General features: G+C 75.7%; 18 protein-coding genes, 1 pseudogene and 1 riboswitch. Of the genes and pseudogenes, 6 read left to right on the top strand and 13 right to left on the bottom strand.

The features are described from left to right. Window positions 1–2 precede the first annotated feature (2 nt). Both ACI79R_RS01780 and pdhA read right to left on the bottom strand, forming a co-directional pair. Window positions 3–983: an alpha-ketoacid dehydrogenase subunit beta gene (locus tag ACI79R_RS01780; RefSeq protein ID WP_456571858.1), complete on the bottom strand. Its 981-nt coding sequence runs from the start codon at window positions 981–983 to the stop codon at window positions 3–5. After that, on the bottom strand, window positions 983–2,134 hold the full coding sequence (pdhA, locus tag ACI79R_RS01775; protein WP_456571857.1) for a pyruvate dehydrogenase (acetyl-transferring) E1 component subunit alpha: 1,152 nt from the start codon (window positions 2,132–2,134) through the stop codon (window positions 983–985). The genes ACI79R_RS01780 and pdhA overlap by 1 nt, the downstream gene beginning before the upstream one ends. Before the next feature lie 216 nt (window positions 2,135–2,350). Here pdhA and ACI79R_RS01770 point away from each other — a divergent pair, with 216 nt between their 5' ends. Together ACI79R_RS01770 and ACI79R_RS01765 are read left to right on the top strand one after the other, a co-directional pair. Next, window positions 2,351–2,833, top strand: a complete 483-nt coding sequence (locus ACI79R_RS01770) for an Lrp/AsnC family transcriptional regulator (protein ID WP_456571856.1) — start codon at window positions 2,351–2,353, stop codon at window positions 2,831–2,833. A gap of 246 nt (window positions 2,834–3,079) precedes the next feature. Then, window positions 3,080–4,150 (top strand): M42 family metallopeptidase, encoded by a 1,071-nt coding sequence (locus ACI79R_RS01765; protein ID WP_456571855.1) that lies wholly within the window; start codon window positions 3,080–3,082, stop codon window positions 4,148–4,150. 3 nt (window positions 4,151–4,153) lie between these two features. Here ACI79R_RS01765 and ACI79R_RS01760 read toward each other — a convergent pair whose 3' ends face one another. Continuing rightward, on the bottom strand, window positions 4,154–4,405 hold the full coding sequence (locus ACI79R_RS01760; protein ID WP_456571854.1) for a DUF3253 domain-containing protein: 252 nt from the start codon (window positions 4,403–4,405) through the stop codon (window positions 4,154–4,156). Between the two features lie 75 nt (window positions 4,406–4,480). On the opposite strand from ACI79R_RS01760, the gene ACI79R_RS01755 reads away from it, so the two are divergent. After that, a complete protein-coding gene (locus ACI79R_RS01755) occupies window positions 4,481–4,999 on the top strand; it encodes a hypothetical protein (RefSeq protein ID WP_456571853.1) in 519 nt (172 codons plus the stop codon). Here ACI79R_RS01755 and ACI79R_RS01750 read toward each other — a convergent pair. After that, window positions 4,996–6,318: a serine hydrolase domain-containing protein gene (locus ACI79R_RS01750; RefSeq protein ID WP_456571852.1), complete on the bottom strand. Its 1,323-nt coding sequence runs from the start codon at window positions 6,316–6,318 to the stop codon at window positions 4,996–4,998. The two genes, ACI79R_RS01755 and ACI79R_RS01750, sit on opposite strands and share 4 nt — an antisense overlap. 35 nt (window positions 6,319–6,353) lie before the next feature. Further along, the gene (locus tag ACI79R_RS01745) at window positions 6,354–6,674 is read right to left on the bottom strand and encodes a DUF3817 domain-containing protein (RefSeq protein WP_456571851.1); all 321 of its coding nucleotides are present in this window, start codon (window positions 6,672–6,674) and stop codon (window positions 6,354–6,356) included. Between the two features lie 96 nt (window positions 6,675–6,770). Here ACI79R_RS01745 and ACI79R_RS01740 point away from each other — a divergent pair, with 96 nt between their 5' ends. Further along, the gene (locus ACI79R_RS01740; protein ID WP_456571850.1) at window positions 6,771–7,310 is read left to right on the top strand and encodes a hypothetical protein; all 540 of its coding nucleotides are present in this window, start codon (window positions 6,771–6,773) and stop codon (window positions 7,308–7,310) included. A gap of 55 nt (window positions 7,311–7,365) precedes the next feature. Here ACI79R_RS01740 and ACI79R_RS01735 read toward each other — a convergent pair whose 3' ends face one another. Then, the gene (locus ACI79R_RS01735; RefSeq protein WP_456571849.1) at window positions 7,366–8,445 is read right to left on the bottom strand and encodes a C40 family peptidase; all 1,080 of its coding nucleotides are present in this window, start codon (window positions 8,443–8,445) and stop codon (window positions 7,366–7,368) included. A 14-nt stretch (window positions 8,446–8,459) separates the two neighbouring features. Further along, a riboswitch (cyclic di-AMP (ydaO/yuaA leader) is annotated at window positions 8,460–8,577 on the bottom strand. Between the two features lie 226 nt (window positions 8,578–8,803). On the opposite strand from ACI79R_RS01735, the gene ACI79R_RS01730 reads away from it, so the two are divergent. Then, window positions 8,804–8,983, top strand: coding sequence for a hypothetical protein (locus tag ACI79R_RS01730; protein WP_456571848.1), 180 nt, complete (start codon window positions 8,804–8,806; stop codon window positions 8,981–8,983). Window positions 8,984–9,023: 40 nt separating this feature from the next. Then, a pseudogene (locus ACI79R_RS01725) lies at window positions 9,024–9,857 on the top strand (YhjD/YihY/BrkB family envelope integrity protein); the annotation flags it as partial. A 26-nt stretch (window positions 9,858–9,883) separates the two neighbouring features. On the opposite strand, the gene ACI79R_RS01720 reads toward ACI79R_RS01725, so the two are convergent. The 7 genes from ACI79R_RS01720 to ACI79R_RS01690 all read right to left on the bottom strand — a co-directional run bounded on the left by ACI79R_RS01720 (window position 9,884) and on the right by ACI79R_RS01690 (window position 20,697). Further along, a complete protein-coding gene (locus ACI79R_RS01720) occupies window positions 9,884–12,298 on the bottom strand; it encodes a transglycosylase domain-containing protein (protein WP_456571847.1) in 2,415 nt (804 codons plus the stop codon). A gap of 106 nt (window positions 12,299–12,404) precedes the next feature. Further along, the gene (locus ACI79R_RS01715) at window positions 12,405–14,450 is read right to left on the bottom strand and encodes a HelD family protein (protein ID WP_456571846.1); all 2,046 of its coding nucleotides are present in this window, start codon (window positions 14,448–14,450) and stop codon (window positions 12,405–12,407) included. Between the two features lie 53 nt (window positions 14,451–14,503). Continuing rightward, window positions 14,504–15,172: an acVLRF1 family peptidyl-tRNA hydrolase gene (locus tag ACI79R_RS01710; RefSeq protein ID WP_456571845.1), complete on the bottom strand. Its 669-nt coding sequence runs from the start codon at window positions 15,170–15,172 to the stop codon at window positions 14,504–14,506. 35 nt (window positions 15,173–15,207) lie between these two features. Further along, window positions 15,208–17,082 (bottom strand): right-handed parallel beta-helix repeat-containing protein, encoded by a 1,875-nt coding sequence (locus tag ACI79R_RS01705; protein WP_456571844.1) that lies wholly within the window; start codon window positions 17,080–17,082, stop codon window positions 15,208–15,210. 23 nt (window positions 17,083–17,105) lie between these two features. Then, a complete protein-coding gene (locus tag ACI79R_RS01700; RefSeq protein ID WP_456571843.1) occupies window positions 17,106–17,519 on the bottom strand; it encodes a rhodanese-like domain-containing protein in 414 nt (137 codons plus the stop codon). Next, window positions 17,519–18,730: an MFS transporter gene (locus ACI79R_RS01695; protein WP_456571842.1), complete on the bottom strand. Its 1,212-nt coding sequence runs from the start codon at window positions 18,728–18,730 to the stop codon at window positions 17,519–17,521. The genes ACI79R_RS01700 and ACI79R_RS01695 overlap by 1 nt, the downstream gene beginning before the upstream one ends. A 161-nt stretch (window positions 18,731–18,891) precedes the next feature. Continuing rightward, window positions 18,892–20,697, bottom strand: coding sequence for a phosphoenolpyruvate carboxykinase (GTP) (locus tag ACI79R_RS01690; RefSeq protein ID WP_456572271.1), 1,806 nt, complete (start codon window positions 20,695–20,697; stop codon window positions 18,892–18,894). Window position 20,698 lies beyond the last annotated feature (1 nt).

Raw genomic sequence — 20,698 nt, 5'->3', positions numbered from 1 at the left:
GGTCAGAACCCCATGAGCCGGTCGACGCCGTCGAGCACCCGGTCCAGGTCGGGCAGGTACTCCTCCTCCAGGCGGGCCGGCGGATAGGGCACGTCGTAGCCGGCCACCCGCAGCACCGGCGCCTCCAGCGAGTGGAAGCAGCGCTCGGTGACCCGGGCGGCGATCTCCGCGCCCATGCCGAGCGTGCCCGGCGCCTCGTGCACGACCAGGCAGCGGCCGGTGCGGCGCACCGAGTCGTAGACCGGCTCGAGGTCCAGCGGGGAGAGCGTGCGCAGGTCGACGACCTCCAGCGAGCGCCCCTCCTCGGCGGCGGCCTCCGCGGCCTGCAGCACGGTGCGCACCATCGGTCCGTAGGCCAGCACCGTCACGTCGTCGCCCCCGCGGACCACCCGGGAACCGAACAGCGGCTCGGGCGTGGCGTCGAGGTCGACCGGTGCCTTCTCCCAGTACCGGCGCTTGGGCTCCAGGAAGACGACGGGGTCGGGCGAGGCGATGGCCTGCTGGATGCCCCAGTAGGCGTCGACCGGGTTGCTCACCGCGACGACCTTCAGCCCCGGGGTGTGCGCGAAGTAGGCCTCCGGGCTCTCGCTGTGGTGCTCGACCGCACCGATGCCGCCGCCGAAGGGGATGCGGATGACCACGGGCATGGTCAGCCGGCCCTGCGAGCGGGCGTGGATCTTGGCCACCTGGGTGACGATCTGGTTGTAGGCGGGGAAGACGAAGCCGTCGAACTGGATCTCGCAGACCGGCCGGTAGCCGCGCATGGCCAGCCCGACCGCGGTGCCCACGATGCCGGCCTCGGCCAGCGGGGTGTCGACGACGCGGTCCTCGCCGAAGTCCTTCTGCAGGCCGTCGGTGATGCGGAAGACCCCGCCCAGCCGGCCGATGTCCTCGCCCATGAGCACGACCTTGGGGTCGTCCTCCATCGCGCGGCGCAGGCCGAGGTTGAGCGCCTTGCCCAGGGTCAGCGTCTCGGTGGCCATCAGCGGTGCGCCCCCTCGAACGAGGCCTGGTACGCCTCGAACTCCGCCTGCTGGGCCGCCAGGTGCGGCGTCTGCTCGGCGTACACGCCGTCGAACATCGACGACGGCGGCGGCGCGGGCATCCCGATCGTGCCCGCGCGCACCCGGGCGGCCAGCTCGTCGCCCTCGGCGTCGACCGCGTCGAAGAAGGCGGCGTCGGCGATGCCCTCGTGGGCCAGGTACACCTTCAGCCGGGCGATCGGGTCGCGCAGCTTCCACTCCTCCAGCTCGTCGGCCAGCCGGTAGCGGGTGGGGTCGTCGGAGGTCGTGTGCGCGCCCATCCGGTAGGTGAAGGCCTCGATGAACGTCGGGCCCTGGCCCTCGCGGGCGGCGGCCAGGGCGGCCCGGGTGACCGCCAGGACGGCGAGGACGTCGTTGCCGTCGACCCGCACGCCGGGGAAACCGAACCCCGACGCCCGCTGGTACAGCGGCACGCGCGACTGGCGCTCGATCGGCGCGCTGATGGCGTACTGGTTGTTCTGGCAGAAGAACACCACCGGCGCGGAGAACGCCGCGGCCCACACCAGCGACTCGTTGACCTCGCCCTGGCTGGTCGCGCCGTCGCCGAGGAAGGCGAGCACGGCCTGCTCGGCGCCGTCCCGCTGCACGCCCATGGCGTAGCCGGTGGCGTGCAGGGTCTGGGCCCCGATGACGATCGTGTACAGGTTGAAGCCGGTCGCGACCGGGTCCCACCCGCCGTTGTCGACGCCCCGGAACAGGCTCATGACGTGCAGCGGCTCGACGCCGCGCACCCAGGCCACGCCGTGCTCGCGGTAGGTGGGGAAGGCCATGTCGTCGGGGGCCAGGGCGTGCCCGGCGCCGACCTGGGCCGCCTCCTGGCCGAGCAGCGAGGCCCACAGGCCGAGCTCGCCCTGCCGCTGGAGGGCGGTGGCCTCGACGTCCCAGCGCCGCACGAGGACGAGGTCGCGGTACAGGCCGCGCAGCTCGTCGGGGGTCGGGTCGATCGAGTAGTCCGGGTGCTCGACCCGCTCGCCCTCGGGCGTGAGCAGCTGGACCAGCTCCGGCTGCGCCGGCAGGTGCGGGGCGGCCGCGCCGGGTACCGGGTCGACCGCCGCGGCGGGTGCGGACCGCGCGTTCGCGGGTCGGCTCATGGCAACTCCTCGTCGTCTCCCGCGCACCCGGGGTCGCCGGCGTGCTGCGGTCGGTGGACGTACGTGACGCCGGGGTGTGACGTCACTCACGACATCGTGACACGACCCGCCCCGTTCCGGAGCGAAACATCGACCGTGCGTACTGCGCAAGGACCGTCCCGTACACCGCGCACTCCGCGCAGTAGTTGGGCGTCCACGCATGTCAGACTGCGCGCCATGCCGCAGCTCGACGCCACCGACGCCCGGTTGCTCCAGGCGCTGACCGAGGACCCCCGCGCCTCGGTCATGGCCCTCTCCCAGCGGCTGGGGCTGGCGCGCAACACGGTGCAGGCGCGGCTGGCGCGGCTGGAGTCCGGCGGGGCGCTGGCCGGCTACGACACCCGGCTGCTGCCCGAGGCACTGGGCTACCGGCTCGGCGCGTACATGACCGTGCAGGTGGTGCAGCGCAGCCTCGCCGAGGTGGGCGAGGCCCTGGCCGGCATCCCGGAGGTGCTCGAGGTGACGGCCCTGTCCGGCGCCGCCGACCTGCTGGTCCGGGTGGTGGCGCGCGATGCCGACGACCTGTGGCGGCTGTCCGAGCAGGTGCTCGCCATCCCCGGCGTCGAGCGCACCGACACCGCCCTGGCGCTGCGCCGGCTGGTCGACCATCGGGTCGCCCCGCTGGTCGAGCGCGCGGCCGGGGAGGCCGCCCCCGAGTAGGGCTCACCGGGCGGGCGCCGAGCAGGCCGCGGGCATCCTCGTGGCCCGGCACCGCATCCCCGCCGCGGCGGTCGTCGACGGGAGCACCGACCCCCTGACGGGCCGGTTACCCGGCGTGAGGCGGGGGCACCGCAGGCCGAGGACCCCGGGGTTGCCGGCGACCGCGGGTGCCCAGGCTCGGCGGTCGAGACCACGGCCGCCGAGCCGCCTTCGCCGGCCCAGCGCCGTCCGTCCCCGAGGAGAGCCGTGCCCCGCCCGTCGTCCGAACTGCTCGACGAACTGCTGCGCACCTACGGGCCGGTCGGCCAGGAGGACGCCGTCCGGGACGTCGTGCGCCGGGAGCTCGAGCCGCTCGCGGACGAGACCTGGGTGGACGCCGCGGGCAATCTCGTCGCCCTCGTGCGCGGCGAGGGCCGCCCCGGCACCCCGGTCGTGCGGGTGGTGGCCCACCTCGACGAGCTCACGATGATGGTCAAGCGGGTGGAGCCCGACGGCACGCTCCGGGTCACCTCGCTGGGCGTCATGCACCCGGGCAACTTCGGGCTGGGCCCGGTCGCCGTCCTCGGCGACGAGGAGACGCTGACCGCCGTGCTGACGCTGGGCTCGGAGCACACGACCACCGACAGCCCACGGATCTGGCAGACCAAGCCGGACCAGGGCGACCAGGCGCTGGACTGGTCGCACGTGTACGTGTTCACCGGCCGCACCGCCGAGGAGCTCGCCGCCGCGGGGGTGCACCCGGGCACCCGCGTCTGCGTGCACGACAGCCGCCGGGGCCTGCTGCGCTTCGGCGACTTCCACGGCAGCTGGTTCCTCGACGACCGGGCCGCGCTGACCGCCCTCGTCCGGGCCGCGGAGCTGCTGCGCGCCGGCGGCCCGCCACCGGCCGACGTCTACCTCGTCGCGTCGACCAGCGAGGAGATGGGCGGCATCGGCGCCGGGTACGCCGCGCGGACGCTGCCCGGCGACGTCACCCTCGCCGTCGAGGTCGGCCCGGCGGAGGCCGAGTACCAGGTCTCGGTGGACGACGGCCCGGTGGTCGCCTACGCCGACGACTCGGTCGCCTACGACAAGCGCATCTGCGACCACCTGCTCGCGCTGGGCCGGGAGCTCGGCCTGGACCCGCGGGCCGCCGTCTGGCAGTCCTTCGACTCCGACGCCTCGCACGCGAAGGCGTCCGGGCAGACAGCGCAGGCGGCGCTGCTGTCGCTGCCGACGCTGTCCACGCACGGCTACGAGGTCATGCACACCGAGACCGTCGAGCGCTGCGCCCGCCTGCTCGCCGCCTACCTGCGCCGGCCCGTGCCGGGCAGCTGATCGTCAGCGCGGGCGGCGGATCCGCACCGGCCCTCGGGCGGTGGCGACGTCGACCACCTCCCCGCCCTGGATGACCTCGACCGCGCCGGTCACCGCCAGCCGGCCGGCCGCGGCGCGGGCGTCGGGCATGAGCGCACGCCAGCCGTCCGCGTCGAGCGCCCGGGCGGCCTCGGACGGGCAGATCGAGGCGCCCGGACGGCGCTGGTCGAGCAGCACGCCGATCAGCCGCTCCAGCTCCGCCGCGACGCCCTCCACTCCCCCAGCGTCGGTGTCCCCGGAGCCGGCCGCCACCCGCGTGTCCCGGCCGGCGGGGCGGGTACCGCCCCCGACATGGCGAAACGGACCCCCCTGGGCACCATCGGCAAGGGACGGCGGGGCATCAGCCCGCTGAGCTGGGCACTGCGCGGCGCGGCCGCCGGCGCGGCGGGGAGCACCGCGCTCAACGCGGTCACCTACCTCGACATGGCCGTCCGCGGCCGGGGCAGCAGCTCGACCCCGGAGCGGACGGTGGAGGCGCTGGCCGGCAAGGCGCACGTGCCGATCCCCGGCGACGAGGAGACCCGGCAGAACCGGCTGCAGGGGCTCGGGCCCATGACCGGCCTGGTGGCCGGCGTGGGGGTCGGCGTCCTGACCGGGCTGGCGCGGGCGGCGGGCTTCCGCTCGCAGCCCCTGGTCGGCACCGCGCTCACCACGCTCGGCGTGCTGGTCGCCGCCAACGGCCCGATGACCGCGCTGGGGATCACCGACCCGCGCACCTGGTCGGCCACCGACTGGATCAGCGACCTGGTGCCGCACCTGGCCTATGGCGCGGTGGTCAAGACGACCATGGACGCCTTCGACCGGCTCTAGCGCCAGCCGCGCTCGTCCACCCCGCCGGGCACCGGCGCCTCGGGGTCGTACGGCGTCCGGGTGAAGACGAACGAGCCCAGGTCGAGGTGGTCGGGGGCGATTCGCAGGGTCTCGCCCGCGTGGTAGCCGTCCAGCCCCAGCCAGGTGCCGTCCGCGCGCGGGGCGAACCGGCTGGCCCGCCCGGCACGGCCGGGCAGCGGCCCCAGGTGCAGCAGGCCGCCGGGGACGGCGCGGAGCACGTAGGGCGCGGGCCCCCAGAACCAGACGCCGAGCAGGTCCAGCTCCAGCGGGGACGGCGAGGGCGTCCACGGCTCGACGATGCGGGGCTCGGCCTCGCGCAGGTCGGCCAGCAGCCCGGGCACCAGCACGTCCATCCCGCTGGTGGTGTTGGCCAGCGACACCGCGCCCGTCTGCTCCTCGCGGTCGACGAAGACCCCGGCCAGGAAGCCCGGCATCGAGCCGCCGTGACCGGTGAGCGTGCGGCCGTCGATGCGCAGCACCTGCAGGCCCAGCCCGTAGGCCGACCAGCCCGGCGCCGAGGAGTCGACCCCCGCCGGCACCCCCATCTCGTCGAGGGTCGCCGGCGCCAGCACGTCGCCGGTGTCACCGAGCAGGAAGGCGGCGAACCGGGCGAGGTCGGCCAGCGTGGCCCACAGCTGTCCGGCCGCGGCCATCACCCCGGCGTCGAACTCCGGCTCGGGCAGGACGACGTCGGCCCACGGGTGCACCGCGCGCCCCTCGGCCGCCGGCGCCTGCGGGCGGGTCGTCGTCCGCGACATGCCGAGCGGGGCGAGCACCTCGTCGCGGACGACGTCGGCCCACGGCCGCCCGCGGTGCCGCTCGACGAGCTCGCCGAGCAGGCCGAAGCCGAGGTTGGAGTAGTGGAACCGGCGGGCGGCACCCAGCACGACGGCGTCCGCGGTCAGGGCCAGCTCGTCCAGGGAGCCGCCGGGTACCCGCTCCCACCAGCCCCCGGGCGTCTCGGCCGAGGCGCCGGCCAGGTGCGCGAGCAGCTGGCCGACGGTCCGGTCGCCCAGCGGCGTGCCGGGCACGTGCCGCTCCAGCGGGTCGTCCAGGTGCAGCCGGCCTTCGTCGCGCAGCCGCATGACCACCACGGCGGTGACGGTCTTGCTGATCGAGCCCAGGCGGTACTGCACGTCGGTGTGCGGCTCCGGGACGTCGCCGCGGCCGGCCGACCACGCGAGCCCGCCGTCCCGCACCACGCCGGCCACGACGCCGGGCACGCGGCCGTCGCGCTGGACGCGCGCGACGCGGGCCAGCAGGGTCCGGGCGGTGGCGGGCAGCACGGGCTCGGGCATGACGGCGACCGTAGGGCACCGCGCCCGGCACGGCGTCAGGCGGCCGCGGGGGCGGCGTCCAGCCGCCCGGTGCGCAGCGCCCACCGCTCGAAGGCGACCGTGGCGAACGGCGGCACCGAGCAGGCGAGCGCGACCAGCGTGGTCCAGGCCGACCACCGCAGCGCCCGCGCCGTGACCAGCGTGACCAGGCAGTACAGGACGAACACCCCGCCGTGGATCGGCCCGAACACCTGGACGCCGACCTCGGAGGTGCCGGCGATCCACTTGACGTACATGCCGATCAGGAGGCCCAGCCAGGACAGCGCCTCGGCGACGGCGACGATGCGGAACAGCGGGACGGCGGTGCGCGGGCTCATCGGGTCCTCGGGGGTCGGGGGTCTCCCCGGTCCAACGGCGGGGCCGGGTGGGGCGTCCCCGCGTCGAGGTGTGACCTCCGTGGCAGGGTCGGGCCCGTGCGGGGGCTGGCGCGGCGGGAGTTCTGCCTCGTGCTGCTGCGCCGGATGGCCGACCTGCGCCCCGACCTGGTCGCCCAGGCGCTCCCCCGGCTCGGGGCCACCCGCGGCGAGGCGCACGCCGCGCACACCCGCTGGCAGGCCCTGCAGCACAGCCCGCGGGCGCCGCGCGGCCTGGCCCTGCGCACGGCTGTCCTCGGGCCGGCCGAGGTGGAGCCCCGCCGCTTCGGCGACCTGGACCTCGAGGTGCGCCGGTGGCCGGTGCCGCTGTGGCCGCACCTGCGGTGGCAGGTGCTGTCCGGGCCGGGCGGCGAGGTGCTGCACGGGCACCTGGTCCGCGCCCCCGGCTCGGCGGTGCCGCCGGCCCGCCCGGGCGCGCTGCGCGTCTGGGAGCACGTGCTGGACGACGTGACGGGGCTGCCCGGCGCGGTCGACGTCGACCCGGGGGTGGTCACCCGCTGGGAGGTCGCCCTCCCCGGCGGCCGGCGCGCGCGCTTCGTCTGGGGGCTGCTCCAGGCGGTCGAGGAGTCCGGGAGCTGAGACGCCGGAGCCCCGGCCGCCAGGTGGCGGCCGGGGCTCCGGGCGAGCGCGAGGGTCAGGCGGCGAGCCGCCGGGCGCCCGCGTAGCCGCCCATGACGTCGATGCTGGCCACCTTGACCACGTCACCGGAGGTCGGGGCGTGCACCATCTGGCCGTTGCCGATGTAGATGCCCACGTGGCTGACCGGGCTGTAGAAGAAGACCAGGTCGCCGGGCTGCAGGTCGGCGCGGGAGACGGCCTGGCCCATCGTCGACTGCATGCGGCTGGAGTGCGGCAGGCTGATGCCGGCGGCGCGGTAGGCGAACTGGGTCAGCCCGGAGCAGTCGAAGGAGCTCGGTCCACCGGCGGCCCACACGTAGGGCTTGCCCCGCTGGGCCATGGCGGTGTCGACGGCCATTTGGGCGGCGTTGCTGCTGGCCACCACCGGGGCCGACGGCGCGGCGGCCGGTCCGGCGGCCGGCTCCTCGCGCTCGTCGCGGCTGGCGCCGGCGACGGTGCCCCCGTGCGTGCTGGCGGCCTCGATCGCGGCACGCTGCTCCGCGGCGCTGAGCCGCTCGAAGTCGGCCCGGTAGTCGGCGATCTGGGCCTCGAGGTCGGCCTGCTGGGCGGCGACCGCGTCGAACGTCTGCTGCGCCTGGGCGGCGGCGGCGTCGGCGGCGGCCTGGGCGGCCGCGGCGGAGTCGAGCGCGCCGACGGCCTGGGCGAGCACCACGCCCTGGTGGTCGGCGACGGTCTCGAGCAGGCCGACCCGGTCGACGAACTCCTCGGCCGAGCCGCTGGTCAGCATGGCCTGCAGCGAGCCCATGCTGGGGCCGGTGTAGGCGGTGCGGGCGATGTCGCTGACCTGCTCGCGGGCGGCCTGCACGGCGGTCTGCGCGGCGGCGGCCTGGGCCGCGGCGGCCTGCGCGGCGGCCTGCTGGGCGGCCAGCTCGTCGCGGGCGACGTTGAACTCCTCGGTGATCACCTCGAGCTCGTGGCCCCGGGCGGCGAGGAGGGCGGCGGCCTCGGCGGAGCTGGTCGGCTCCTCGGCAGCGGCCGGCCCGGGCACGAGGGCCACCCCGATCGCCCCGGCGAGGACCAGTGCGGCGCGGCGCCAGCCGCGACCGGCGCGCACAGTGCTGTTCGCAGTCGCCATGGTTCGGCGGCTCTCCGTTCTCCCATGGCCGCCTACCGGGTTAGCTGACGGGTTCGGACGGGAAGTCGCCCGGTGCGCGTGCGCACTACACCCCAGTGCTGCGGTGGGTCCCCGGCCCGGCGTTCCCCGAGGGGTCGACCGGCTCGACGGCGTCCACGGGGTGTCACCCATCTCGGTGACGGAGCGCCCCGTCGGACGTACTCACCGTAGGGGGCGTTATCGCCCCGTGACAATCACCTGCGTGTAATTCGTTCGCTCACAGTGAGCGATCAGCAACACATTGCGGCGGGCCGACGCCGTCTGCTGCCCGCGGGCACCCCGGGGTTTCGGCCGGCGCTCTGCCGCGCAGGAGGTGGGCATGCGTCCCGTCCTGTATCTGAAGAAGGCCCTCGTCGTGGCCGCCGTCGCCGGCTCCCTGACCGGGATCGCCGCCTGCGGCGACAACAGCGACCTCGACCGCGGCACCACCGAGTGCGGCAGCGCCGAGGACAACGCCAACTGCGAGGACAGCGAGGACGCCCCGACCCAGGGCGGCTGAGCCCCGTCGCGCGCCCCTCCCGAGCTGCTGGCACGATCCGGTGAGCCAGGCCGCGTCCGATCCGTCCCCGCCGGCCGGGGCCTGGCGCGGCCTGCGTGCCGAGACCGGCACCCTGCTGCGCGGCGTCCGGCTGCGGCTGCGCGGCCGGGACCTCGCGCTGATCGCGGCCGGGCTGACCTTCTACGCCGGCATCGCCGTCGTCCCGCTGTTCGTGGTCGCCTTCCGGCTGACCGGCCTGCTGGCCGGCGCGGACCGGGTCCGGGAGCTCGGCGACCGGCTGGCGGGCCTGCTGCCGGACGCGCTCGGCGCACCGGCGGCCCTGCAGGGGCTGGTCGACGCCGCGCTGGGCACCGACCTGCTGGGGCTGCTGATCGCGCTGGTGCCGCTCTCGCTCTACGGCGAGGGCCTGCGCCGCGCGCTCCTGCGGTTCACCAGCCAGCGCGACACGCTCACCGGCTGGCGCGGCCGGCTGCTGGCGCTGCCGCTGGTGGTCCTCACCCCGCTGCTGCTCTACCCCCTGCTGCTGGCCGCCGACACGATGGCCGGCCTGGCGGAGGACGGCGGCGCCGGCGCCACCATCGGCCGGTTCGCGCTGGGCTACTACTCGGTGCTCTTCGTGCTCACCGTGCCGCTGCTGTGGGGCTACGGCGTCGTGGCCGCCGGCCGGGTGCGGCCGGCGGCCCTGGTCTGCGGCTCGCTGTTCATCGCCGCCTGCCTGTCCGGGTTCCTGCAGGGCTTCGTGCTGTTCCTGTCCCTGCCGCTGGACCTCGGTGCGCCCTTCGGCGGCCTCACCGGGGTGGGCGCGGCCGTGGCCATCGCGCTGTGGATGTTCCTGCTGCACCTGGTGGTACTGGTCGGCTGGTTGCTCACCCAGTCACTGGCCGACCGGCTGGACCGGCGTCAGCCGCCCGGCCGGGTGAACCCGGGCGGCGGGGGCGGCGGCACCCCGGGGGTGCCCGGCGCGGGCGGTTCGGGCGCCGGTTCGGGCTCCGGTGCCGGTGCCGGTTCCGGCTCGGGCGCCGGCGGCGGCTCGGGCGCCGGGGCGGGTGGCGGCGCCGGGGTGCCCGGGTCGGCCGGCGGCGGCTCGGGAGCGGGCTCGACGTAGTCGGCGCCGTTGCTGACCAGGATGGTGACCGTCTGGCCGGGGACGGCGCGGCCGCCGGCCGGCGGGCTGGTGCCCACCAGCGCGCCCGCGGGCCTGGCGCTGTCGACACGCGCCTGCGCGGGCACGAAGCCGGCGTTGGTCAGCGCCGTCTGGCAGGCGCGCACCGACGAGCAGGAGGGCACCGGGCGGGTGTTGCCCTCCACCACGGTCTGGTCGGCCGGCGGGAAGTCGGAGCTGCCGCGGGCCTCGAGGATCGGGGCCATGGCGTCGTGCCAGATCGTCGCGCCCTTGCCGCCACCGAACCCGCCGACGTCCTGGTTGCGCTTGGGGTTGAGCACCATGACGCTCGCGGTGATCTCCGGCGTGTAGCCGACGAAGGCGACCGAGTAGTTGTCCTGCGAGGTGCCGGTCTTGCCGGCGATCTGGTGGCCGGGCACGTAGGCGCGGCGGCCGGTCTGCCCGCTGAAGCCGGGCTCGACGTCCTTGCGCAGCATCTGGTTCAGCGTGGTGGCCACGCCCGGCGGGATCGCCTCGGGCGTGCACCGGTCGCCGAGCGCCAGCGGCTCGCCGTCGGGGGTGGTGGCCGGCTCGCCCCACGCGTCGGTCACGGCGGTCACCGGGACGACGTCGCACTGGGTGCCGCTGGCGGCGAGCGTGGAGTAGGCGCTGGCCAGGGCCAGCGGGCTGGTGGCCTCGGCGCCGAAGGTGAACGAGCCGCGGTTGTCGTCGATGATCTGCTGCGGCAGGGCCGGGTCGCTGAACTGGAACAGCCCCATCGCCTCGGCCATCCGCACCGGTTCCTCGACGCTGCCCAGCGCGTCCTCCAGCGCCAGGAAGTAGGTGTTGGAGGACTGGTACAGCGCCGTCGTCATGTCCAGCGTGCCGCGGTAGCTGCCGGCGTTCCGGACGTCGTAGGGGCCGGCACCGTCGCGGTAGACGCGGGAGACGTAGGGGTCCGACGTCGTCAGCGTGTAGGTCGAGGAGTAGCCGCGGGCCAGCGCCGCCGCGGCGACGAAGACCTTGTACGTGGAGCCCGAGCCTTGGCTGGGGGCCACGTTGAGGTTGTAGGACTCCTGCGCCGGGTCGTTGACGTCGTAGCCGAAGACCCGGTTGACGCTGAGCGCGAGCAGGTGCCCGGTGCCGGGCTCCACCGCGCTGAACATGCCGGCCAGCGAGTCGCCCAGCGGGAGGGTGTTCAGGACGGCGGCGTCGCCGGCGCGCTGCAGCTCGGGGTCCAGCGTGGTCTGGATGACGTAGCCGCCGTTGTCCAGCTGCGTCTGGGTCATGCCCAGCTCCTGGATCAGGTACTTCTGCACGAAGTCGCAGACGAACGGGCCGACGCTGGCCTCGACGCAGCCGCGGCGCGGCGCCGGGGCCGGCGCCAGCCCCAGCGGGGCGGCCTGCGCCTGCTGCGCCTCGGTCTCGTCGATGTACCCCTGCTGGGCCATGCGGGAGAGCACCACGTTGCGCCGGTCGGTGGCCGCCTCGGGGTCGGTGAAGGGGTCGAACCGGGTGGGGCTCTGCGCCAGACCGGCCAGCAGCGCGGCCTGCGGCAGGTTCAGCGCGCTCGCGTCGACGCCGAAGAAGGCCCGGGCGGCCGGCTGGATGCCGTAGGCGTTCTGCCCGAAGTACACGATGTTGAGGTAGCGGGTGAGGATCTCGTCCTTGCTGTAGACCTCCTCGAGCGCCAGCGCCAGCCGCGCCTCGCGCAGCTTGCGGCCCACCGTCTGCTCGATGGCCGCCGCGCGCTCCTCCGCGGTGTCGGCGGTCTGCAGCAGGGTCTGCTTGACCAGCTGCTGGGTCAGCGTCGAGCCGCCCTCGCGGACGGTGTCGGCGGCGACGTTGATCACCAGCGCGCGCAGCGTGCCCTGGACGTCGAGGCCGTTGTGCTCGTAGAAGCGGGCGTCCTCGATCGCGACCATGGCCTCCTTCATCACCTGCGCGACCTGGTCGCCGGTGACGGGGGCCCGGTTCTCCTCGTAGAACCAGGTGATCGGCTCGCCGTTGGCCGCGAGCAGCACGGTGTTGCCCGGGGGCGTCTGGTCGGTCAGCTCGGCGGGGATGTCACCGAACAGGCTGGTGGAGGTCTGGGCGGCCAGGCCCGGGCCGCCGATCCACGGGAAGAGGAGAGCCGCGACGAGAGCCCCGGCCACCACGATGGAGGCGGCCAGCTTCAGCAGCGTGCTGACCCGGCCGGGTCGCCGGTCCATGGTCCTCCTCACGGTCGGGCACCCACGGAAACAGAGTGCCCACCCGTTCCACAACCTCCCGCGCCGCGGCGGGACGACAGAGGCGGCAGTGACGACGACCCGGCCATCAGCCGGCCAGCGGCGCGGGCAGGTCGCCGCGGTGCAGCACCACGAGGGAGCTGACCGCCCGGGTGAGCACGACGTAGAGCCGGTGCAGCCCGCGGGGCTCGGCGGCCACGATCGCGGCCGGGTCGGCGACGACCACCGCGTCGAACTCCAGGCCCTTGGCCAGCGTCGCCGGGACGACGGCGACCCGGCCGGCCGCCGAGCCGTCGTCGGCCAGCACGCCGGCCTCCGTGCCGGCGGCCCGGAGCGCGGCGGCCACCTCCGCGGCCGCGGTGTCGGCGCAGACCACCCCGACGGAGCCCTCGCCGGCGGCCAGGCCGGCCACCACCTCGGCCAGCGCGGGCAGGAGATCGGTCACCGGGCGCACCTGCAGCGCCCCCGGATCGCGGCGGACCGCGGTGGCCGGCGCCAGCCCCGGCGTGATGACCGGGAGCAGCCGGTTGGCGTAGTCCAGCACCTCTCCCGGCACCCGGTACCCGCGGGTGAGCGGCCGGACGGCGGCGTCCGGCCGGCCCAGCCCCGCCAGGGTCGGCGTCCAGTCCGGCGCCGCCCACGGGCTGGTCGCCTGGGCCAGGTCGCCGAGCACGGTGAGCGAGCCCGCGGCCAGCCGGCGGGCGATGGCACGGCACTGCATCGGGGAGAGGTCCTGCGCCTCGTCGACGACCACGTGGCCGTAGCCCCCGGTGCGCTCCAGCAGGCCGGCGACCTCGTCGACGAGCACCGCGTCGGCCGCCGTCCAGGGTGCGGTCCGCAGCGAGCGCGGCGCCGGCGACCACCGCAGCGCCGCCTGCTCCTCGTCGTCCAGCAGGCCGCGGGCGGCGCGGGCGAGCAGCGCGGGGTCGGTGTACAGCGCGGCGACCACCGCCGCGGCGTCCCGGGCCGGCCAGACGGCGTCGCAGAACGCCCGCACCTCGGGGCTGCGCGCCGCGCGCCGGGTCTCGGCGTCGGTCGGGCTGCCGCCGGCGGCCTCCTTCTGCCGGCGGGCGTCCTCGGCCAGGCCCAGCGCCAGCCGCTCGCGGCCGGCGGCGTAGTGCAGCACCTGCTGGTCGTCCCCGGCCCGGCCGCGGCGGCGCAGGTCGTCGACGTACCGCTTGAGCCGCTCGACCGGCACCCGGTACCGGCGGCCGGCCAGGGGCACCTGCACGTCGTCGGCCGGCTTGGCGATCGCGCCCCACAGCGCCCGGTGCAGCACGTCGGCCATCCGCGCGTCGCCCTTGAGGACGGCGACGGCTGCCGGGTCCTCCGCGCGCACCGGCACCCGGGCGGTGAGCTCGGCGACCGTCGTCTGGTCGACGTCCACCTCGCCCAGCGTGGGCAGCACCTGCTCGATGTAGCGGAGGAAGGCCCGGTTGGGCCCGACGACGAGGACGCCGCTGCGGGCCAGCTGCCCGGCGTGGGTGTAGAGCAGGTAGGCCGCGCGGTGCAGCCCGACGGCCGTCTTGCCGGTGCCCGGTGCGCCCTGCACGCACACCGACTCCGCCAGCGGCGCCCGCACGATGTCGTCCTGCTCGGGCTGGATGGTGGCGACGATGTCGCGCATGGGGCCGCTGCGCGGGCGCTCGATCTCCCGGCGCAGGAACTCGCCCCCGCCCTCGTCACCGGCCGCCAGCAGCTCGTCCTCGTAGCCGGTGAGCCGGTCACCGTCGAAGCCGAACCGGCGGCGGCGCACCAGCCCCTGCGGATCGGCGGCGCTGGCCCGGTAGAACGGCCGGCTCATCGGCGCCCGCCAGTCGATGACGACCGGCGTGCCGTCGGCGTCGCGGACGTGCCGGCGGCCGATGTGGAACGTCTCGGCACCCCCGTCGGCGGCGCCGTCGGTGCGGCCGAAGAAGGCGGGGACGCCGGGGTCGTCGGCGAGCGCGCGCAGCCGCTCGGCGCGGGCGGCGCCCAGCCGCTCGGAGGCCCAGGCGTCGACACCGGCGTCGACCACCGCGGCCGCGGCGGCGCGCATGCCGGTCAGGCACTCCGCGGCGCGGTCGAGGTGGGCGCGCTCGGCGGCGAGGACGGGATCGGGGGTCTCGGTCGTGTCGATGAGGGGAGCGGACACGGTCGGAGGACGTTACGCGCCCCGGCGTGCGCCGTCACCGCGGTTCCGCGGGGTCAGCCGCGGTCGCCGGGCTCCACCAGCAGCACGCCGACGGCCCGGAACTGCGCGGGGGTGCCCTCCAGGACCGCCCGCGTCGGGTCCCCGACCTCCAGCGCCGGGCCGCGGTGCACCGCCGCGAGCGCGCGCAGCCGCGGATCGGCCAGGACGTCGTCGACCAGGCCGCGGTCGCCCCCGGGGAACAACGCCTCGAGGGTGCCGGCGTGCGGCAGCAGCACGCGGACGGCGGTGTCGGCGGCCGCCGAGACGACGGCGTCGGTCTGGTTGGCCCGGCGGCGGGCGAACCGTTGCTGCGACCAGCCGCCCGCGGCGGTGCGGCCCTGCACCAGCCGGCTGTCCACCTTGCTGACCACCAGGTCGGTGCCGTCGAAGACGCCGACCGCCCAGCGGCCGCGGCGGACCAGCAGCACCCCCGCGCGGCGGGGGCGGCGGGCCGCGGCGGTGAAGGAGCTGAGCAGCGCGGGGCCCGGCTCCCAGGGGAACGGCGCGGTCAGGGTCAGCTCGGTGCCGTCGGCGCAGGTGACCGCCACCCGGCCGTCCTCGGTGCGCACGTCGGTGAACACCCCGTGCCGGTCGGCGACGCCGTCCAGCCAGCGGCCCAGCCGCTCCGGCGCGATGGCCAGCCGGCGGCCGCCGCCGGCCGCGGGGCGGGCGCGGCTGCTCACCGGCGGGCTCGGCGGACGGTCACCGGGGCAGCCTGTCAGAGCCGGGCGCCGAGCTCCGCTCCCCCGGCTGGCCGGCCCAGCGCCGGGGCGACCCCGTCGGGCAGCGGCACGGCCACCCGCGCCTGGAGCGCGGCCATCGGCGGGGTCAGCCGGTGGTCGGCGTCCACCGCCAGCCGCGCGGCGAGCTGGCCGCCGGTCTCCTCCTGGCCGGTGGCCGCCCGGAAGTCGGCGATCGAGCCGAACGCCCCGGCCCCGGGCCAGGTGACCAGCTCCGGCGGCGCCCCCGGCGCGGCCGCCAGGTAGAGGTTGCCGCGGGCGGTCACGCCGATCTCCTCGGCGGTGCGGCCGAGCGCACGGTCCTGCACGCAGAGCACGCAGGTGGCGCCGGTCGTGCCGCCGAGCACGTTGTCACCGAGCCGGACCGGGCCCAGCACCCACGTCACCGTGGGGTCCGGCAGCGGCTGGCGCGGATCGTGCCCGGGGACGTCGACGTCGGCGGCCAGCCGCTCGTCCTGCACCACCCACACCGTGCGCCCGGCGTTGTCGAGCACGGTGTTGTTCCAGACCTCGACGTCCGAGCTGTTGTTGATCTTCAGGCCGGTCAGCCCGCTGCCCGCGACGTGGTTGTCGGCGATGACCGCGCGGGCCGAAATCTCGAGGACCAGGCCGTTGCCGGTGTTGCGGAGCACGTCGTTGCCGGTGAGCGTCGCGTCGTACACCGACTCGTCCAGCCACAGGCCGGTGCCGAGGTTGTCGGCGAACACGCTGTCGCGCACGGTCACCCCGCGGGCCCGGGTGAGCTTGAGCCCGCCGGAGACCGGAGCGGTGTTGAACCGCTCGGTGTTGTTGCCGGTCGCCCGCACCGCCTCGACCAGCAGCCGGTCGGCGTAGGAGGACTCGATGCCGATCAGCCCGTTGCGCTCGGCGGTGAGCCGGCGCAGCGTGACGTCCTCGCCGCGGTACCGCCCGCCCACGTAGACGCCCTGGGTGGCGCTGTCCTGGACGACGACGTCGACCACCGTCGCCCCCCGCGCCAGCACCAGCAGCGCACCCTTGTCCGGCACCGACGGGGCGTACCGGCGGATGCCCAGGCCGCGCACGGTGCTGCCCGCGCCCTCGATGGTGAGCCCGATCGACAGGTCGCTGGCCCGCACCGACCGGCCGGCCGGGTCGGTGCCCAGCCACAGCCGGTCGGTCGCGTAGTCGACGGCGAAGGTGCCGGGCACGACGTCGGCGGGCCGGGCCACCTGCACCTGGGCGACGCCGTCGACGAACACCTGGTCGGGATGGGCGGCCAGCGGGTGCTCGGGGTCGAGGAAGGTGAACCCGGGCTCGGTGTTGTCCGGCGCGCCGCGGGTGTAGGTCGGGCTGCGGTCGAACTCGACGGTCCACCCGTCGGCCCGCCAGATCCCGCCGTCGGCGACCCAGCCGGCCACCTCGCGGCTGCCGTCGAGCCAGACCTCCTCGCCGGGCGCGGCCTGCAGGGTCAGCCGCTTGCCCTCGGGCAGCACCACGCCCTCGTGGTACGTGCCGCCCTGGAGCACGATCGTGGCCCCGTCGGGTGCCGCGGCCACCGCGTGCGCCACGGTGCGCCAGGGCGCGGCCGGGTCGCCGGCCGCGGCGTCGTCCCCGTCCGGGGCGACGGCGAACGCGCCGTCCGGCACGGCGTAGCGGGCGGTGCCCACCGGCACCGAACCGGCCGACAGCGCCGCCCGCCCCGGTGCCGGCTGCTCCTGCGGCGGCGTCCTCTCCGGCGGCGGGCCGGGCTCGGGCGCCGACGGGGCGCTGTCCGGCTGCGCCGCCGGCGCGGGCAGCCGCAGCTCGCCCGGGAGGCCGAGCAGGGCGGCGAGGGCGAGCAGCAGGACGGCCAGGGCCGCGGCACGGCGCCGGCCGGGGGCGCGGAGTTCCACGGACCGGGCCGCCCGCGCGGCGCTCAGTCGCCGCGGGTGGTGGGCAGCCCCGCGGCCGCCCACGCCTGGTACCCGCCGATCACGTCGGTCGCCCGGAACAGGCCCAGCGCCCGCAGGGAGTCCGCCGCCAGGCTGGAGGAGTAGCCCTCGTTGCAGAGGACGACGACCTCGACGTCGTATCCGGTCGCCTCGGGCAGCCGGGCGTCGCTGGCGGGGTCGAACCGCCACTCCAGGACGTTGCGCTCCACCACGAGCGCCCCGGGCACCTCGCCGTCGGCCGCGCGCTGCGCTATCGGCCGGGTGTCGACCAGCAGCGCCCCGGCGGCCATCCGCTCGGCGGCCTGCTCGGGGGTCAGCCGGTGCAGCCGGCCGCGGGCCTCGTCGAGGACCTCGTCGATCGTGCGCGCGCCCGGCGGGCGCTCGGCGGCGCCGCCCATCAGGCCATCACCGCCGCGGCCTCGGCGTTCTCGGCCGGCACCTCGAGCACGCGCTGGCACAGCGACACCACGATCGCGGCCAGCCCGGCTGCGACGACGGCCACGAGCAGCGAGGCGTTGGCGCCGGAGGAGTCCACGATCAGGCCGGCGACCGACGAGCCGACGGCGACGCCGAGGCCCAGGGCCGTGCCGATCCAGGTGAACGCCTCGGTGGTGGCCGACGGCGGCACCAGCAGCTCGGCGAGGGTGAACGAGCTGATCAGCGACGGCGAGACGGCGATGCCCGCGACGACCACGAACGGCAGCATCAGCCAGACGTTCTCGATCAGCAGGAGCGGGACGATCAGCACGGTCAGCGCGATCAGCACGACGGCCAGCCGGCGGCGCAACGGCGCCTGCCAGTTGATGGTCCCCCAGCCGATGCCGCTGGCCATCGAGCCGACGGCGAGCCCGGCGATGAGCACGCCGGACAGGCTCATCGCGTCGACCTCGTCGGCGAAGGCGACCAGCGCGATCTCCAGGGTGCCGAGGATGGCGCCGACCGCGGCGCCGACCACGAAGAGCACCCGGATGCCGGGGGTGCGGATCGCCGACGGGCCGCTGGCGCTGGCGTGCCCGTGCGGCGGCGGCTCGGTGCGGCCCTGGGCGGCGAACAGGAGGCTGCCGACCACCGCGAGCACGAAGGCGGTCACCACGCCGGAGGTGGCGTGCCCGGTCGTGGAGAGGAAGGTGACCAGGACCGGGCCGACGATGAAGACGAACTCGTCGACCACCGACTCCATGGCCAGCGCGGCGGGCAGCCGGTTGCTGCCGCGCAGCAGGTGGGTCCAGCGCACCCGGATCATGGAGGCGACCGGCGGGATGCACGCCCCGGCCAGGCCAGCGAAGAAGAACACCGTCCAGACCGGCCAGTCCTCCTTCACGGAGGCCAGGAAGCCCGCGCCGGAGGCGGCGAAGACGGCGACGACCGGGAGCAGCGTGCGCCGCTGGCCGAAGGTGTCGGCCAGCCGGCCGAGGACCGGCCCGGCCACCGCGGTGGTCACCGCGCCGGCGGCCGCGACCGCGCCACCGAAGCCGTACGAGCCGGTCTCCGAGGCGACGAGCAGCACGCAGCCGAGCCCCACCATCGACAGGGGCAGCCGGCCGATGAACGCGGCCAGCACCATGGGCACGGCGTGCGGGGTCCGCAGGACGTGGAGGTAGGGAGACACCAGCGTGCAGCCCGTCGTCGGAGAGGGGGAGGGGACTTCCGTCACGCTAACCCACCGTCGGCGCGTGAGCCGCCGATCGGCGCGGCACGCCGGGGAGGACACAGGCCCCGCACCGGGCATCGTCGACCGGTGCGGGGCCCGCGGTCCGTGGGGCCGGGGCCTCAGCCCAGGCGGTGCTCCAGGATGGCGAGCTCGTCCCAGAGGGTGCTGGGCAGCTTGTCGCCGAACTTCTGGAACCACTCGGTGATCTGCGGGATCTCGGCCCGCCACTCGTCCACGTCGACGGCGAGGGCCGCCGCCACCTGCTCGGGGGCGAGGTCCAGGCCGGAGACGTCGAGGGAGTCCGGCGTGGGCACGTGCCCGACCGGCGTCTCGACGGCGGCCGCGGTGCCCTCGAGGCGCTCGACGACCCACTTGAGCACCCGGCTGTTCTCGCCGAAGCCCGGCCACAGGAACCCGCCGTCCTCGTCGCGGCGGAACCAGTTCACGTAGAAGATCCGCGGGAGCTTGGCGGCGTCGTGCTGCTTGCCGGTCTCGACCCAGTGGGCGAAGTAGTCACCGGCGTTGTAGCCGATGAACGGCAGCATGGCGAAGGGGTCCCGGCGGACGACGCCGACCGCGCCGGTGGCCGCGGCGGTGGTCTCCGACGACAGCGTGGCGCCCATGAACACGCCGTGGTTCCAGTCCCGGGCCTCGGTGACCAGCGGGATCGTCGTCTTGCGCCGGCCGCCGAAGAGGATCGCCGAGATCGGCACGCCCTTCGGGTCGTCGTACTCCGGCGCGAGGATCGGGCACTGGGTGATCGGGGTGCAGAACCGGCTGTTGGGGTGGCTGGACAGCTCCCCGGAGTCCGGCGTCCAGTCCCGGCCCTTCCAGTCGGTGAGGTGCGCCGGCGGCTCGTCGGTCATGCCCTCCCACCAGACGTCGCCGTCGTCGGTGAGCGCGACGTTGGTGAACACCGAGTTGCCCTGCTCGATGGTGCGCATCGCGTTGGGGTTGGTGTCCCAGCCGGTGCCGGGGGCGACGCCGAACAGCCCGTACTCGGGGTTGAGCGCGTAGAGCCGGCCGTCCTCGCCGAACCGCATCCAGGCGATGTCGTCGCCGAGGGTCTCGACCGTCCAGCCCGGGATCGTCGGCTCGAGCATGGCCAGGTTGGTCTTGCCGCAGGCGCTGGGGAAGGCCGCGGCGACGTAGTACGTCTTCTGCTGCGGGCTGGTCAGCTTGAGGATCAGCATGTGCTCGGCGAGCCAGCCCTCGTCCCGGGCCATGACCGAGGCGATCCGCAGCGAGTAGCACTTCTTGCCCAGCAGGGCGTTGCCGCCGTAGCCGGAGCCGTAGGACCAGATGGTCCGCTCCTCGGGGAAGTGCACGATGTACTTGGTGTCGCTGCACGGCCACGGCACGTCCTGCTGGCCCTCCTCCAGCGGGGCACCCAGGGAGTGCATCGCCGGCACGAACGGCCGGTCGGCGCCCATCGCCTCGAGGATCGCGCTGCCGATGCGGGCCATCACGCGCATCGAGACGACGACGTACTCGGAGTCGGTGAGCTCGACGCCGAACATCGGGTTCTCGGCCTCGACCGGCCCCATGCAGAACGGGATGACGTACATCGTCCGCCCGCGCATGCATCCCCGGTACAGCTCGGTCATGACCGACTTCATCTCGGCCGGGTCCATCCAGTTGTTGGTGGGACCGGCGTCGGCCTCGTCGACCGAGCAGATGTAGGTGCGGTCCTCGACCCGGGCGACGTCGCGCGGGTCGGAGGCGCACCAGAAGGAGTCGGGCTTCTTGTGCAGGCGCCGGAAGGTGCCGGCGTCGACCAGCTGCTGGGTGAGCCGGGCCCACTCCTCGTCGCTGCCGTCGACCCACACGACCCGGTCGGGCGTGGCCAGCTCGGCCATCTCCTGCACCCAGGCCAGCAGCCGGGGGTGCGCCGTGGGCGCGTGGTCGAGACCGGGGATGGCCACA

Source organism: Blastococcus sp. SYSU D00820 (genome assembly GCF_054050695.1).
The sequence above is the reverse complement of the archived record's forward strand: the minus strand, read 5'-3'. Positions and strand labels throughout refer to the sequence as shown.